Annotated in this window: 10 protein-coding genes and 1 pseudogene; 9 read left to right on the top strand and 2 right to left on the bottom strand. The window is 69.3% G+C overall.

Annotated features, from left to right (window positions below; translation table 11 throughout):
• The coding region (locus AB4Y83_RS19685) for a transposase (protein ID WP_442297890.1) at nt 1-368 on the top strand (368 nt) is incomplete at its 5' end.
• Between the two features lie 229 nt (nt 369-597).
• Here AB4Y83_RS19685 and AB4Y83_RS19690 read toward each other — a convergent pair.
• Nucleotides 598-1,431: an Ltp family lipoprotein gene (locus tag AB4Y83_RS19690; RefSeq protein ID WP_442297891.1), complete on the bottom strand. Its 834-nt coding sequence runs from the start codon at nt 1,429-1,431 to the stop codon at nt 598-600.
• 326 nt (nt 1,432-1,757) lie between these two features.
• On the opposite strand from AB4Y83_RS19690, the pseudogene AB4Y83_RS19695 reads away from it, so the two are divergent.
• The 3 genes and pseudogenes from AB4Y83_RS19695 (at nt 1,758) to AB4Y83_RS19705 (ending at nt 8,472) form a co-directional block, all read left to right on the top strand.
• A pseudogene (locus tag AB4Y83_RS19695) lies at nt 1,758-3,016 on the top strand (IS256 family transposase).
• A gap of 728 nt (nt 3,017-3,744) precedes the next feature.
• On the top strand, nt 3,745-6,960 hold the full coding sequence (mobF, locus tag AB4Y83_RS19700; RefSeq protein WP_442297929.1) for a MobF family relaxase: 3,216 nt from the start codon (nt 3,745-3,747) through the stop codon (nt 6,958-6,960).
• Between the two features lie 450 nt (nt 6,961-7,410).
• Nucleotides 7,411-8,472 (top strand): IS110 family transposase, encoded by a 1,062-nt coding sequence (locus AB4Y83_RS19705; RefSeq protein ID WP_442297892.1) that lies wholly within the window; start codon nt 7,411-7,413, stop codon nt 8,470-8,472.
• Between the two features lie 190 nt (nt 8,473-8,662).
• Here the strand turns inward: AB4Y83_RS19705 and AB4Y83_RS19710 are convergent, their stop codons facing one another.
• The gene (locus AB4Y83_RS19710; protein WP_442297893.1) at nt 8,663-9,418 is read right to left on the bottom strand and encodes a hypothetical protein; all 756 of its coding nucleotides are present in this window, start codon (nt 9,416-9,418) and stop codon (nt 8,663-8,665) included.
• 945 nt (nt 9,419-10,363) lie between these two features.
• Here AB4Y83_RS19710 and AB4Y83_RS19715 point away from each other — a divergent pair.
• From AB4Y83_RS19715 to AB4Y83_RS19735, 5 genes are read left to right on the top strand one after another with little or no spacing between them, the layout of a single operon-like run.
• Entirely contained in the window at nt 10,364-10,954 is a 591-nt protein-coding gene (locus AB4Y83_RS19715) for an AfsR/SARP family transcriptional regulator (RefSeq protein ID WP_442297894.1), read from the top strand.
• 35 nt (nt 10,955-10,989) lie between these two features.
• Nucleotides 10,990-11,571 carry a DUF4255 domain-containing protein gene (locus tag AB4Y83_RS19720; RefSeq protein ID WP_442297895.1) on the top strand — a complete coding sequence of 194 codons (582 nt, stop codon included), beginning with the start codon at nt 10,990-10,992 and terminating at the stop codon, nt 11,569-11,571.
• Complete coding sequence (locus AB4Y83_RS19725) at nt 11,568-12,215, top strand: hypothetical protein (protein ID WP_442297896.1); 648 nt, start codon at nt 11,568-11,570, stop codon at nt 12,213-12,215. The genes AB4Y83_RS19720 and AB4Y83_RS19725 overlap by 4 nt, the downstream gene beginning before the upstream one ends.
• A gap of 25 nt (nt 12,216-12,240) precedes the next feature.
• Nucleotides 12,241-14,472: a phage tail sheath family protein gene (locus AB4Y83_RS19730; protein ID WP_442297897.1), complete on the top strand. Its 2,232-nt coding sequence runs from the start codon at nt 12,241-12,243 to the stop codon at nt 14,470-14,472.
• 31 nt (nt 14,473-14,503) lie between these two features.
• The gene (locus AB4Y83_RS19735; RefSeq protein ID WP_442297898.1) at nt 14,504-14,959 is read left to right on the top strand and encodes a phage tail protein; all 456 of its coding nucleotides are present in this window, start codon (nt 14,504-14,506) and stop codon (nt 14,957-14,959) included.
• Nucleotide 14,960: the final 1 nt, after the last annotated feature.

Genomic DNA, 14,960 nt, shown 5'->3' on the forward strand with positions numbered 1-14,960 from the left:
GCCCTGACCTGCTCGAGCAGTTCGGTGTCGGACCGATCGTGGCTGCGACGGTGTTGTGCGCCTGGTCCCACCCCGGCCGTATCCACTCCGAGGCGGCGTTCGCGATGCTCGCCGGCGTCGCACCGATCCCGGCGAACAGTGGTCAAGTCACCACCCGGTATCGGCTCAACCGGTACGGCGACCGCCAGCTCAACAACGCCCTGCACACGGTGGTCCAGAGCCGGATCCAGTACCGGCCGGCCACCCGCGACTACGTCGCTCGCCGTGCCGCCGAAGGCAAGACCGGCCGAGAGATCAAACGCTGCCTTCCCCGCTACGTCGCCCGCGACCTCTATCGCCTACTCGAGAACACCACGACAGGGGCTTGACGAAGCATAGGAGCGTCGCACCGGGTTGCGCGCAGGAGCTCACAAGTGCGGCGACCACGTTCGTCGGCATGTACTCGACGGATGCCAGCTACCGACGATCAATCAACGGCAAAGGCCTCGAGGCATTCTGGCGCCTCAACGGGGGCTTTTACGACGTGAGTAGGGCCGCCGTCGTCTGAGCACTGATACGCGCTCATGCCGCCCATCGAGCGACATCCGACCCCTGACGTCAGAGGCCGGCAGCCTTGACGCCGTAGGCGGCTTGTGCCTTGGTGAAGCCCTCGAACCGCAGCTGGCCGATGAGGCCCTTGCGGGAGAAGTGCTGGTAGTCGAGGTACTCGCTCGCCTTCTTCGCGGCCTGCTCGTTCCAGTTCACCGTGATGTGGTCGACCGCGTAGGTCGCCTCGGCCTTCGAGAATTCCTCGAATCGCAGTTGCTCGATTAGTCCCGTGCGGGAGAAGGCTTGAAAGTCCAAGTATTCCTGCGCCTTGCCGATGGCCTGTTCTTGCCCGGCAGTCCGCGCGGCCGCCTCCTCGGCTGCCTTTCGGGCGGCTGCATCTGCCGCAGCCTTCTTCTTCGCGGCCGCGTCAGCCTGCGCCTTCTTGGCTGCGGCATCGGCCGCAGCCCTCTGCTTCGCGGCTGCGTCAGCTTCCGCCTGCTTCTTAGCGGCCGCGTCAGCTTCGGCCTTCTGCTTCGCGTCCTCGACGGCCTGTACCTTCGCGTCGGCTGCTGCCTTGTCGGCGGACGCCTTGTCCAGCGATGCCTGCAATGCCGGATCAATTGTGGGCGTGTCCGCAGCGGTGGCTACCGGCGTAGACGAACTCGAGGAGATGACAGGGCCTGCCGCCGGAGTGGCCGCCGGCTGGTTGCCCTGCGTGGCGCCGATTGCGATGAGCGCGACGACGATGCCGCCGGACCAGAGCCCGGCCTTCTTGCCCCGGCTCATCTTCTGCTTCGGTGATGGTGCATCGGTGAGTCCGGTGATGGGCTGGCCAACTGGGGGCGGCAGGTGCGGGTCACCCTCGGAGCTAGGCATGGGCTGGGTGTTGTAGTAATCACTCATGTGGCGTTGGTCCCTGTCTTCGCGTCACGTCTTCGTGTTCCAGGACATTGGACCTTCGTCGCGGTCCCCCTGTTCGGCCAGTGTCGGCTGTGATGGGGGGGCTGTCAGATGTTTAGGGGTTTTAGCCCTAGTGGACCGCTCCGTCCCCGTCCTCCGACGGTGATCCCGAATCCGTCCCTATTAAAGGCCAACGCCCAGCAGGTCCAGTTGAGTCCATAGCGTTGGTGTACGACGACACCGGTGAGCGTGTCCCTGCACATGCAGGTGCGGTCACCGCGTGATCCTTCGAGTGAACCTCTCACAGAACCCTCGAATGGAGCATCGCGATGACCGCGAACACCAGTATCGACCCTGCCCTTTTCCTGCACGAACAGCTGTCCCAGGCGAGCCCTGATCTGATGCGTGAGCTGCTCGGCACGTTCATCAACGCGTTGCTGTCCGCGCAGGCCGACAGCGTGTGCGGCGCCGAGTACGGGGTCCGCAGCCCCGACCGGGTCAACACGCGCAACGGCTACCGGCACCGTGACCTCGACACCCGCGCCGGCACCTTGGATGTCGCGGTGCCGAAGCTGCGTGAGGGGACCTTCTTCCCGGACTGGCTGCTCGAGCGGCACCGCCGTGCGGAGGCGGCGCTGACGACGGTCGTCGCGACCTGCTACCTGCTGGGCGTCAGCACCCGGCGGATGGACAAGCTCGTCAAGACGCTCGGGATCACCGGCCTGTCCAAGTCGCAGGTGTCGGTGATGGCCAAGGACCTCGACGAGCAGGTCGCCGCGTTCCGCACCCGACCCCTGAACGAGGGGCCGTACACGTTCGTCGCGGCCGACGCGCTGACGATGAAGGTCCGCGAGGCCGGCCGGGTCGTGAAGGTGGCGGTGATGGTCGCGACCGGCGTCAACTCCGACGGCTACCGTGAGGTCCTCGGGATCCACACCGCCACAACAGAATCGAGCGCCGGCTGGCTCGGGTTCTTCCGGGACCTGACGGCCCGCGGCCTCACCGACGTCGCGCTCGTCACGAGCGACGCGCACGCCGGCCTCGTCGAGGCCATAGGGGCAACCCTGCCGAACGCGTCCTGGCAACGCTGCCGCACCCACTACGCCGCGAACCTGATGGCCGTGACGCCGAAGTCGCAGTGGGGGTGGGTCAAGGCGCTACTGCACTCGGTGTACGACCAGCCCGACTCCGAGGCCGTGAACGCCCAGTTCGACCGGGTCCTCGAGGGCCTGTACGAGAAGCTCCCGCCGTGGCCGAGCACCTCGAGCTCGCCCGCGCCGACATCCTCGCCTTCACCGTCTTCCCGAAGGAGATCTGGCGCCAGATCTGGTCCAACAACCCGAACGAGCGCCTCAACCGTGAGATCCGCCGCCGCACCGACGTCGTCGGCATCTTCCCCAACCGGGAGGCGATCATCCGCCTCGTCGGGGCCGTCCTGGCGGAGCAGCACGACGAGTGGGCCGAGCAGCGCCGCTACCTCGGCCTGGAAGCGCTGAAGAACGCCCGAGCCGTCCTGACCGACCGCACCACCGACGACGATCGTGAGGAGGTGACCAACGACCTGATCGCCGCGGCGATCACCGCCTAACCGAACGACCACGACGGATCACCGTCGTACACCACCGATACGGACTTGACCGCAGGTGCAGGACGGAGCGATTGGGTCACCGTCGGCGCGACACGGTCGGAGTCAGCAGCTTCGCCGGCAGCCACTGCTGCACGACAGCGGCGTCCGCCTCGATGACATAGGTGACCAACGCCCACCACCCGTCGTCGCGACGGGACCACTCGACGATTAGCCCTGGATGCGGTCCCCGCGACGCCTCTGGACCGGTGACCCAGCAGTGCCGGCGAGCTGGAGGCGGCACCGGTATGGGGTGCTCATGCCCTCGTCCCGACCCACCAGCCATCTGCCCATTATCCCGCACCGTCGAACGTCTGTTCGAAGACCCCAATCGACCTTCAGGCGGCGACGGAAATGGAGAAGCCGGCGCCCGCACAGGGGGAGCGAGCGCCGGCTCCACGAGGATAGGGCCCGTGGCGCCGTCGACTACATACCGTGCGCAGGCGCCCTCCGGTCAGCGATCGCCAACCAGGCATGCTGACGTACCACGTTGTCGCAACCACCAGCGCCCCTCCCCGCCCTTGATCGGCCCCTAGCACCGCCTCAACCACTCGTCTCCCGATGTCGCCCGACGCCGCCGAAGCCCCATTCGCAACCCGGCTCGACTGCGCCCCTTTCCGCTCCACACGTCTGGCACCGAGGTGTCCGCGGGCCCGCGGGTGCCCCGTGGGCCGGGTTCGCCCGAGGTGACGATGTCGATCCGCCGTATGACGCTGGGCTCCGGCTACCGCTATCTGATGGCCTCGGTCGCCCGCGGCGACGCCGATGGCCGGACGGCGTCGCCGCTGACCGACTACTACACGCAGGTGGGGACTCCGCGCGGCCGGTTCCTCGGCCGCGGCTTGGCTGGCCTGGACGTCGGTAGGGGCATCGCTCCCGGCTCGGTCGTGACCGAGGAGCAGCTGTGGCGGATGCTCGGGATGCTTCAGGACCCGGCGACCGGCGCACCGCTGGGCCGGCCCCCGGGAGCCAGCCGGGCGGCATACGTGGACGGACTGGGCCGGACACGGAAGGCGCCGAAAACGGTGGCCGGGTTCGACCTGACTTTCTCCGCGCCGAAGTCGGTATCGGTGGCCTGGGCGCTCGCGGACGAGCCGACCCGGGCCCGGATCCGGGCGGCGCACCAGGCGGCGTTGGAGTTCGTGATCGGGCACGCGGAGGAGCGGGTGATCGCAACGCGCACCGGACGCGGCGGGGTCGTCTCGGACGACGTACGCGGGGTGGTCGCTGCCGCGTTCGAGCACTGGGACTCCCGCGCCGGGGACCCGCAGCTGCACACCCATGTCGTCGTGCTCAACCGAGTGCAGGCGGTGTCCGACGGCGGCTGGCGCACCCTCGACAGTAAAGCGTTGTTCCGGGCTGCGGTCGGGCTGTCGGAGCTGTACATCGGCGTCCTTTCCGATCTGGTCACGGCCGACCTCGGGTATGGGTGGGCGCCGGAGGCCCGGCGGCATTCCGGGGTGGAGAAGTGGGAGGTCACCGGGGTCGGGGAGGCGTTGCGAGCGGAGTTCTCTCAGCGCAGCACGGAGATCGAGGTCGCCAAAGACGTCCTCGTCGAGCGGTTCGTGGCTTCGCATGGGCGGCAGCCGACCGCCCGGGAGGTGCTCCAACTGCGGCAGCAGGCGACCCTAGCGACCCGCCCGGACAAGCACCAGCACGCACTGTCCGAGCTCGCCGTCGGGTGGCGGAAGAGGGCCGCCCCCCATGTCGGGGACGAGCCGGAGGCGTGGGTCGCGTCCCTCGCGGGCCGCAACGACCTGCCGCTGCTGCGCGTCGGGGACCTGTCCGAGGAGATCCTGGTCGACGCCGCCCGCGTAGCGGTCACGGTGGTGTCGGGCAAGCGGGCCACGTTCACCCGGGCCAACGTGTTCGCCGAGGTGTTGCGCCAGATCGCCGGGGTGCGGTTCGCGGCCCCGGCCGAGCGGGTGGCCGTCGCCGAGCGCGTGTCCGACCTCGCCCTGGGCGTGTCGCTGCAGCTGACGCCGCCCGATGCTGGCGTCGTCCCTGCCGCGATGCGTCGCCCGGATGGGTCCTCGCGGTTCCGCGCCCGCGATTCGGAGCTGTTCACGACGGCCGAACTGCTCGACGCGGAGGAGCGCCTCCTCGCGGCCGGGCGGGCCACCGACGGGCCCGCCGTGCCCGCGGAGACGGCCGTCGCGGTGGTGGCGCAGGACGTGCCGGGCCGGCACCACCCACTGTCCGCGGACCAGGCCGATGCCGTATGCCGGGTGCTGACCTCCGGGCGCGTCCTCGACGTCCTCGTCGGGCCTGCCGGCACGGGCAAGTCGACCGCGATGGCCAGCGTCCGCGCCGCTTGGGAAGCCCGTTACGGTCCGGGGTCGGTGGTCGGGTTGGCGCCGTCCGCGGCCGCGGCGGAGGTGTTGGCTGAGGCGGTCGGGGTGCCGACGGAGAACACCGCGAAATGGCTCGCCGAAGCGTCCCGGCAGCTCGATCGGCACGCCGAGCTCGAGCGACTGTCGGCACGGTTGGACCGTGCTGGCCCGTCGCTTCGCACCCGCGTGCTCCGGCATCGGGCGCGGACGGTGGCGGCCGAGGCGGACCGGTGGCGGCTGCGTCCGGGGCAGCTGGTCATCGTCGACGAGGCCTCGATGGCCGGCACGTTCGAGCTCGACTCGCTCACCTCGCACGCCCGCACCGCCGGTGCGAAGGTGCTCTTGGTCGGGGACTGGGCCCAGCTCTCCCCGGTCTCTGCCGGGGGGGCGTTCAAGCTCCTCGCGACCGACCGGCACGACGCCGCGCAGTTGCTTGACGTGCGCCGGTTCCGGCACGAGTGGGAACGAGACGCCTCGCTCGGCCTGCGCTCCGGCAGCCCCGAGGCTGCCAAGAAATATGTGGCGCAGGGACGGGTCGAGGGTGGGGACCGCGAGTCGATGCTCGATGTCCTCTTCGGGGCCTGGCGCGCAGACACCCGGGCCGGACACTGGTCCCTGATGATGGCTGCTGATGCGCAGACCGTTGCCGATCTCAACGCTAGGGCCCGAGCAGACCGCGTCGCGACCGGGGACGTCACCGTTCACGGGGTGCTGGTCGCGGACGGGTCCACCCTCGGGGTCGGCGACGTCGTCGTCACGCGGCTGAACCAGCGCGCCCTCGCCGCCTCCGGCGCTTGGGTCAAGAACGGCGACCAGTGGGTCGTCAGCGCCATCTACGACGACGGTTCCGTGCAGGTCCGGCGCGCCGTCGGTGGCGGAGCGGCGCTCCTGCCCGCTGCCTATGTCCGTGAGCACGTCGAACTCGGCTACGCCACCACCGCCCACCGCGCCCAGGGCCGGACCGTGGACACGGCGCACGCGTTCGTCAGCGCGACGACGGTCCGGGAGCCGCTCTACGTGATGGCCACCCGGGGCCGCGAGAGCAACCGGCTCTACGTCGACACCCACTACGAACCCGACAGCGCGACCTCCCACGAGCAGCCGCTCGAGGTGCAGCCAGTCGACGTCCTCACCCAGGTTCTCGCCCGCTCCGGCGCGGATAAGTCAGCCACCGAGACCCGCCACCAGGAGCTCGCCGCCGCCAGCAGCTCTGCTCGGCTTGAGGCCGAGGGAGCTGCGATCCACGCTCGAGCGCGCGAGCAGCGTTACACCGAAATGCTCCTCGCTGCCGGTGTCACGTCGGGCGAGATCGAGGCCGCCAAGGGCGCTGACTGGTGGCGCCCCCTCCTGGCCCGCATGCATCACGCCGAACGACTCGGCGTCGCCCCTGTTGCATGCCCTCGCAGTCCCAGCGCAGTTCGAGGACCGGAAGACCGCGTTAAAGGGTTGGTCGCGTTCGAAGGGATGCTGGTCCAGCACTTGAGCAAGGCCGATCCACCCGACATGCTCCAGGGCACAAGTTGGAGGTCCGGCCCATTCAGCCACGCCTTGGACCACGAGCGGCTACGGCCCTGAGGCGAGTCCCGGGTTTCGCTCGAGCGCATGGGCAACCTGCGCGACACGATGGGTGTGTTCGGCACAGCCAGGACGCTACGGCGGTCCGGGTGATCCCCTCACTGGCCTTCCCCCGGGACGCGGCGGAGCCTTCCGGGCCAACGAAGCCGTCGGCCACGCGCACCGCGCTCGGTGAGCGAATCGCGGCGAAGAGACTGTGAGGATCGCCAACGCGGCCTGAWGGTGCTGGGCTGTGGTTGGTGACCGCGAGTGTGACCCCCGRWRKGACTGGCYTCGTGCCTTGTTGCGACTTGTCCGCTCGTGGTCGCCGGCCCCGGCCCGGTTGGAGGAGCTGGCCTGATCAGGAGCTTGACCGCTTGGCGTTAGCGGCGCCTGGCGTGTCTCATCACAGTCCTGCCGAGCCTCCGTCCCGGACCGGAACCACGTCCGWYCCGGCGAAGGAGAGAACGCATGACCAGTCTGACCGATCTGCGCGAGGTGGTCGATGTCGTCATCGGCGTCGACACCCACGTGAACACCCACTCCGCGGCGGTGGTCGATGCTGCGACCGGTGGTGTCCTCGACGAGATCACCGTCGAGGCGACAGCCGAGGGCTATGCCGAGCTGGTGGAGTTCGCCAACAACCACGCGACGTTGCGGGCCTGGGCGATCGAGGGGACCGGCGGTCATGGCGCCGGTCTGAGTCGTCACCTGCTGGAGTTGTCGGAGCTCGTTATCGAGTTGGATCGTCCGAAGCGTGCTGCGCGCCGCAACGGGGCGAAGTCGGATCCGCTCGACGCGATCCGGGCCGCGCGTGAAGCAGTGGCTCGACCCCAGCTGGGGACTCCTCGCACTGGGGGTGAACGCCAAGCACTGTCAGTGCTTCTGACTGCTCGCCGCTCCGCGATCAATGCCTCCACCGAGGCCCAGCAGCAGGTCTTCRSCCTGGTCATCGCCGCACCCGAACCGATCCGAGCCCGGTTCCGCGGCCAGAAGCTYGCCGCGATGCTCAACACGGCCGCGAACCTGCGCGTGCGCTCCTGCTGGGACGTCGAGACGACCAGCACCGTGGTGGCGCTGCGGACCTTGGCTCGTCGCGCGCACGCGATGCTGAAAGAGGCGCGGGAGCTGCAGAAGGCGATGGTGGCCATCATCCGCAGCTGGCGYCCTGACCTGCTCGAGSAGTTCGGTGTCGGACCGATCGTGGCTGCGACGGTGTTGTGCGCCTGGTCCCACCCYGGCCGTATCCACTCCGAGGCGGCGTTCGCGATGCTCGCCGGCGTGGCACCGATCCCGGCGAACAGTGGTCAAGTCACCACCCGGTATCGGCTCAACCGGTACGGCGACCGCCAGCTCAACAACGCCCTGCACACGGTGGTCCAGAGCCGGATCCAGTACCGGCCGGCCACCCGCGACTACGTCGCTCGCCGCACGGCCGAAGGCAAGACCGGCCGAGAGATCAAACGCTGTCTAGCCCGCTACGTCGCCCGCGACCTCTATCGCCTACTCGAGAACACCACGACAGGGGCTTGACGAAGCATAGGAGCGTCTGTGAGGCCGATCTGTCCGGCTCCACCGGAACCGGCTGGATCTGTGGCTTGTCCGCATGGATGTCAAAGACGTCGACGAAGCACGCGGGAACGCCAAGGCGTGCGAGTGGCCGATCGCCAGGACGCTGGCCTGCGCACTCCTCGCGATGGGCAACGCAAGCGAGGGGCGCACCTCACCACCCGCGGTCCGCGATGTCCATCTCAGTGCGCAAGTAGTCGTCCCAGCCGTCCTCGTCGGTCAGCTTCTCGAAGGCCCTGCGCGTGCGGCCTTGTGGCAATGAATCCTGCAGGTTCTGCACCAGCGCGTCGGCCTCCAAGGAATTCGTGGGCAGCGCCACCGTGATGACCTGCGAGTGGATCTTGTCGGCCCAGTCCAGAGCGCCCTTGACCCCGACGTCGACGGGTCGCCCTTCAACGCTCGGCTGCACGCGGTTGCCGTTGGTGATTTTCAGGTTGGCAGCGGACAGGATGAGGTGGGGCCTGCGGCTGATGACCGTGACAGGGCGGCCGAGATAGAGGCAGAACAGAACCTCGGATGCCGTGCCGGGGCTCGTCGCGCCGATCGCGAAGGCGGCGTCGCAGATCGCCGCCTCGACGAAGTTGCGGCGGTGGTCCCAGCCCGGTGTTACCCCGATGCCCCTGTCGCCGTGGCGCTTCGATTCCCGGGTGTCGTGGTGGCGTCCGACGCCAATCCAGAGGACCTCCTGCTCGCTGGTGAGGCTGTGAAGGGCGTGGACCGCCACGTCCTTCACGTCAGTCGGCTTGAAGTCAGCCGGGTAGCCACCGTCCGGTGGCTCTGCCCCAGACAGCAGCAACGCGCCCGCCCGGTGGATGGCCTCGGCCAGTAGCACAACAGCGTCGCGCTCGCTGTGGTGGCCGATCGCGCTGCCGAAGACACCGATTACGGGTCGATCGTGGTTGATCGTCATGGCCACCTCCGGGGATGAAGACGTACAGCCTCCATCGTGTATCGACGCACGTCACGGCGTCGTCACCTTCATGCCCCTACTTGACGATTTCGGTAGGACGGTCGTGCGGCCAGAGTCGGTACAGGTGCTCGACGGATGCTCTCCTCGGAACTACCACAGGTGTTGTGGGTGTGCTCTTCAGCGGAGGGCGTTCTGTCGCGTGTCGTACCGGTGCGTGGCTGAAGAGGTGCCTACCCAGCGCGAAGTTGCAGTGCCCGCCCGGCGTTCTTGGGTGACGCCTGGAAGGTGCGCGGCCATGGCGAGGGTGTTCATTGGGATGCGATCAACACAACCTGCGATGACGATCGGGGTGGTCGACGAACGAGAGACGGTAATGGCCACAGGGCGCTCCGACAGGGACAAGGCCGGGTGCGCGCGATGCGAAAGCACGCGCTCTCCACCCGGACCGGGTGTGGGCGTTCGAGGGGAGCAACGGCTCGGCCGGGGGCCCGGCGACCGCTCGCCGACGCAAGCATGTCGTGGACGTCCCGGCGAACACCGACAAACCTCGTGAGATGGTGCTGCCGACCGGGCTGGTGCTCGGTGCTCGCGTGAGGTCGGACAACTGGTCGCGCCCAGGCGTCGACAATTCGACGGGACGCGAGGACTCTAGAAACGTACGGTAGAGGGTGGGGTCGGGGCTGGGGCCTCAGGCCGACGACACCTGGCTGACCGGAACCCGAGTGAGTATGGCACCTGAGCGAAGGGCAGCAGGACAACCGGCTCGGCCGCGAGGCAGCAGGTGAGGTTATGGTCACTCGAATTCGCCCGCAGCAAGGAGAGCCCGCACTCCTGTCGTTGACCGGGCGGTTCTGGTTGAGCGTCTCGGGGGCCCCGGTCTCGGTGGGCGTTAACGCGCAACGGCTGTTCGCCTACTTGGCCCTCAGCCGTGGTGCGTCCCGAGACGTGGTGGCGGGGCAGCTGTGGCCCTCCGGAACCCACGAGCGGTCCGCCGCCAGCCTCCGGACGACCCTGTGGCGGCTGCCCGAGGACTGCGCCCACCTTGTGGAGCGACGGGACAGCAGCCTCGTCCTCAGTGACCGCCTCCACGTCGATGTCGACGACGTGGAGGCCTGTGCCAGCGACGTCATCGCGAGCCCGGGCGACGGCAGGGCGGCCCGCGCCCTGATGGCCGACGCGCCCCTGCTCCCGGGATGGAGCGACTGCTGGGTCGTGCTCGAGCGGGAGCGGCTTCACCTGCTGCGGCTTGGGGCCCTGGAGGTGGCGGCCACGGCGTGCCTCGACGCCCACGACCCCACGCGCGCGCTGGAGTTCGCGCTCGCGGCCATCCGGGCCGAACCACTGCGCGAGTCGACGTGGCGGCTGGCGATCTCCGCGCACCGCGACCTCGGCAACCTCGCCGACGTGTGCCGCGCCTACGCCGACTATCGCGAGCTGATGCACAGCGATCTCGGGCTGCCGCCGTCACCCCTCATGCGGGCTCTGGTGTGCGAAATCGGTGCCGACCTTCAGGTGGAGAACATCCTCGCACGGTGACGCTCGGGTGACGTGACCCTACGAGCATTCGCAACATGGCAGGGTCCGAGGTGCTTGTGGCGGTCTCCACGACGCTCCGCGATCGTCTCAGGTCCGGGCTGAGCGGTCTGGGACCGCCGGCACCGGGCGCGGAGCTGCACGACCTGACCACCAGCCCGTCGACGGCGGCGGGGCCGCTCGCCACCCTCTTCCTCTACGACGTCGTGGAGGAGGCGGCCACCCGCAACCGGCCCCGGACGACCGAGCTGGTCAACGGCACCCTCATCAGCCGCAAGCAACCGTTGGGCCTCTGCCTCTACTACCTCGTGACGGCGTGGGGCGGCTCGCGGGAGACCGAGCAGGAGATCCTCGGCCGCGTCATGCAGGTGATGTACGACGACGCGATCATCGACGGCCCCGAGCTGACCGGTGACCTGGCCGGCACCGCCGTGGAGCTGCGGGTCAGCCTCTCGCGGATGCAGATCGACGACCGGGCGCGCATCTGGTGGGCGATCGGCAAGCCTTACCGGCTCTCGGTCAACTACGAGGTCCGCGTGGTCGACCTCGACGCGGAGCGCACGACCAGCGACACCCCGGTGCTGACGCGTCGCGAACGGTTCGGGGTGAAGGCGCCATGAGGCTCGTCTCGCCGGAGGAGCGACTGGCGGCGACGCCGCTGTGGGTGAGACTCGTGGACGAGTTCACCGGCCGGCGGCCGGCAGGCCCGCTGGAGGTGCTGCTGGAGCGTCGCGAGGGCACCGCCTGGGTGGCGTTGGAGTGCGCCCACCAGATCTCGTCGCGCGGCGACCTCGGGTTCCTCGACCTGGGACGGGCCAAGCCGGGCGTCGCCGGGAGCGTCCAGGTGCGCGTGAGCGTCAGCGCCCCCCACACCCAGAGCGCCACGGCCGGCGGCTCCGCGAGCGTCATCCGGACGATCGACCTGTGGAGCGCGCAGGCGCCGCCGGTGCCAGTGCCCGTGGTGGTCCGGTTCTTCCCCCTGCCGTCGTACGCCTTCGGCCCGGGCACGCCGCTGCTCTCGGGTCGCGCGCTCACCGCTGCGGGTGACCCCGTTCTCCGGGCCATGGTCAGCGTCACCGAGCTGATCGGTGGGTCGCCGGTCCTGGAACGCACCCTGACCGACGCGGACGGCTGGTTCCGGCTCCCGCTGCGGTGGTCCTCGGGCGCCACACAGGTCGACGCCACCAAGGGCGTGCTGGCCGGCTCCGCCAACCTCATCGTCCCGGACGACCTCGACGACGTCCTCGACCTCACCTTGACCTGAACCCCACCGATCGAAGGAGAACGGCATGCCGGAGTACCTCAGCCCAGGGGTCTACGTCGAAGAGGTCGACGCCGGGCCCAAGCCGATCGCCCCCGTCGCGACCAGCACCGCCGGAGTGGTCGGAGTGACCCGGCGCGGGCCGGACACCCCGCAGCCCCTCACCAGCTATGGCGGATTCACCCGGATGTACGGCGGTCCGCTGGACCTGCCGGACGAGGCCGCGCAGGGTCGCTGGGACGACGACGGCCGCTACTGGCACGCCGCCGAGTCCGTCAAGGCCTTCTTCGACGAGGGCGGCGCCACGATGTGGTTCCAGCGCGTCGTGCCCAAAGGCGCCGCCGCGTCCAGCCGCGGCTTCAACGGTGGCCTGCAGGCGCTGGTGCAGAGCGACGTCAGCCCGGTATCCACCACGGTGACGCTCTCACACACCTTCGGGCTCGCTGCCGGGGGCAACCTGACCTTCGTCAGCGAAACCGCGACACCGATCGGCAACGCTGTCATCGCATCCGTGGACCACGCCGGCAAGGTGGTCACGCTGACCGCCGAAACGGGCTTCTCGTTGCGCCGCGGGCGCGACCTGGCCTCGATCCTCGCGGTGGACGCGAATCTCAACGTGCTCACCGTGACCGCGTCCAGTGCGGGCGCGTGGGGAGACGACCTGAGCGTCCGGTTGCTCCCGGTGGCCGGTGGCCCGCTCGACCTGGGCGCGAGCGCCGTCAGCGGCGCGCCGGTTGTGACCGCCACCACCGCCGACGCCGCCGCCGGTGCCGCGACGGTCGTCGTCACGCCGGTCCCCGGCAGCCTGGAGGCCGCGACGCCCGTGCCGTTCTCGGTGAAGGTTGGGGGCGCGATCTCGACCGTCACCGCCGTCGCCGCCGCGGCAGGTGGGCTGGGCCTGACGCTCGGTACGCCGCTCGCGCGCCTCGTACCCTCCGGCAGCACCCTGTCGAAGCAGCGGACGGCGGTGAGCGGCGCCACGGTGGCCGTGGGTGGCGCCGGTCGGCTCTACCCCAACGCACTGGTGCAGCTGGAGAGCGGCGCCGGCACCGAGCGGCTGACCGTGGTGAGCGTCGGGGACGGGGTGGTCACCCTGAGCGCACCGCCCGGCAACCCGCACGTCGAGGGAGAGAAGCTCAGCGTGCTCGAGGCCGAGCTGACCGTCCGCTACCGACCGGCCGGGGGCGACGAGGTCCTCGAGAGGCACTCAGGTCTGAGGCTCACCGCCGACACCCACCCGGACTCGATCGCCCGCAAGGTCAACGCCACGTCGCGGCTCGTCGAGGTGCGGACCGGCGCGAACTTCGACGGCACGGTCCTGCAGGCGTTCCCTGCAGTGTCGACCGGCGCGTGGGCGCGACTCGGTGGGGGCGACGACGCGCTCGACAGCCTTGCGGTCGGCGACTTCGTCGGGCAGGACCTCGGGCCTGGCCGCCGCACCGGCATCCAGGCGCTGGAGGACATCGATCAGGTCGCGATCTGTCTGGTGCCCGGCATCTGGGCCGACGACGTGCGCAATGCGTTGATCGTCCATTGCGAGACGCTGGCCGACCGGTTCGCCGTGCTCGACTCGCCACCAGGCAAGGACATCCCTGGGATCCAAGAGTTCCGCAGCCCGATCGACACCAAGTTCGCCGCCCTCTACTACCCGTGGGTGACGATCACTGATCCGCGACCAGGAGGGGCCGAGATGCCGGCCCCGCCGTCCGGCTTCGTGGCCGGGGTGTACGCGCGCACGGACATGCTCCGCGGGGTGCACAAGGCGCCGGCCAACGAGACCCTGCGCTCCATCCGCGGGTTCGAGCTAGCGATCTCCAAGCGCGAGCAGGACCTGCTCAACCCGCAGAACATCAACGTGCTGCGGGCCTTCCCGGGCCGCGGCAACCGGGTGTGGGGCGCCCGCGTCCTCACATCCGACTCGGCCTGGCGCTACGTTCCGGTGCGTCGACTCTTCCTGATGATCGAGGAGAGCATCGACGAGGCAACACAGTGGGTCGTTTTCGAGCCCAACGACGAGCCGCTCTGGGACCGGATCCGGCAGTCCGTGAACGGGTTCCTCACCTCGCAGTGGCGCATCGGAGCACTCCAGGGCCTCACCGCCGCCGAGGCGTTCTACGTCGTGTGCGACCGCTCGACGATGTCCCAGGACGACATCGACAACGGCCGACTGATCGTGGAGGTCGGGATCGCCCCGGTGAAGCCGGCGGAGTTCGTGATCTTCAGGATCCAGCAGAAGACGCTCGAGACCGTGCCCGCCTGACCACCGACCCGCAAGGCAGAAGGAGGGCACGATGCCCACGAAGACACGACCCGATCCCTATCCGGGGCACAACTTCCAGTTGATCGTCACCGGGATCAGCGACGACGGCAGCGCCGTCAGCGGGTCCTTTAGCGAGATCAGCGGGCTGGAGGTCCAGGTCCACGCCATCGAGTACCGCAGCGGCAGCGAGGCACGCACGGTGCGCAAGATCGAGGGGCTGGCCACCTATCCGAACATCACCTGCAAGCGCGGTGCAACCGGGCACGTGGAGTTCTGGAACTGGATCAAGAAGGCCGTCGAGGGCGACATCCAGCGCGCCTCCGGTGCGGTGATCCTCCAGGACGAGAACCATGTGCCGGTGATGCGCTGGAACTTCACCCGTGGCTGGCCCTGCAAGTACACCGCGCCCACCTTCAACGCCGCCAACAACGAGATCGCCATGGAGTCGCTGGAGATCTGCGTCGAGAAGCTCGAGCTGGACGTCTGAG

The sequence above is a fragment of the Terrabacter sp. RAF57 genome (genome assembly GCF_052113925.1).
In the GTDB taxonomy this organism is placed as follows: domain Bacteria; phylum Actinomycetota; class Actinomycetes; order Actinomycetales; family Dermatophilaceae; genus Terrabacter.

Excerpts from the sequence above, each read along its gene's own strand:
- AB4Y83_RS19690 (WP_442297891.1), bottom strand. The coding sequence starts at position 1,431 with ATGAGTGATTACTACAACACCCAGCCCATGCCTAGCTCCGAGGGTGAC.
- mobF (WP_442297929.1), top strand. The coding sequence starts at position 3,745 with ATGTCGATCCGCCGTATGACGCTGGGCTCCGGCTACCGCTATCTGATG.
- AB4Y83_RS19710 (WP_442297893.1), bottom strand. The coding sequence starts at position 9,418 with ATGACGATCAACCACGATCGACCCGTAATCGGTGTCTTCGGCAGCGCG.
- AB4Y83_RS19720 (WP_442297895.1), top strand. The coding sequence starts at position 10,990 with ATGGCAGGGTCCGAGGTGCTTGTGGCGGTCTCCACGACGCTCCGCGAT.
- AB4Y83_RS19725 (WP_442297896.1), top strand. The coding sequence starts at position 11,568 with ATGAGGCTCGTCTCGCCGGAGGAGCGACTGGCGGCGACGCCGCTGTGG.
- AB4Y83_RS19730 (WP_442297897.1), top strand. The coding sequence starts at position 12,241 with ATGCCGGAGTACCTCAGCCCAGGGGTCTACGTCGAAGAGGTCGACGCC.
- AB4Y83_RS19735 (WP_442297898.1), top strand. The coding sequence starts at position 14,504 with ATGCCCACGAAGACACGACCCGATCCCTATCCGGGGCACAACTTCCAG.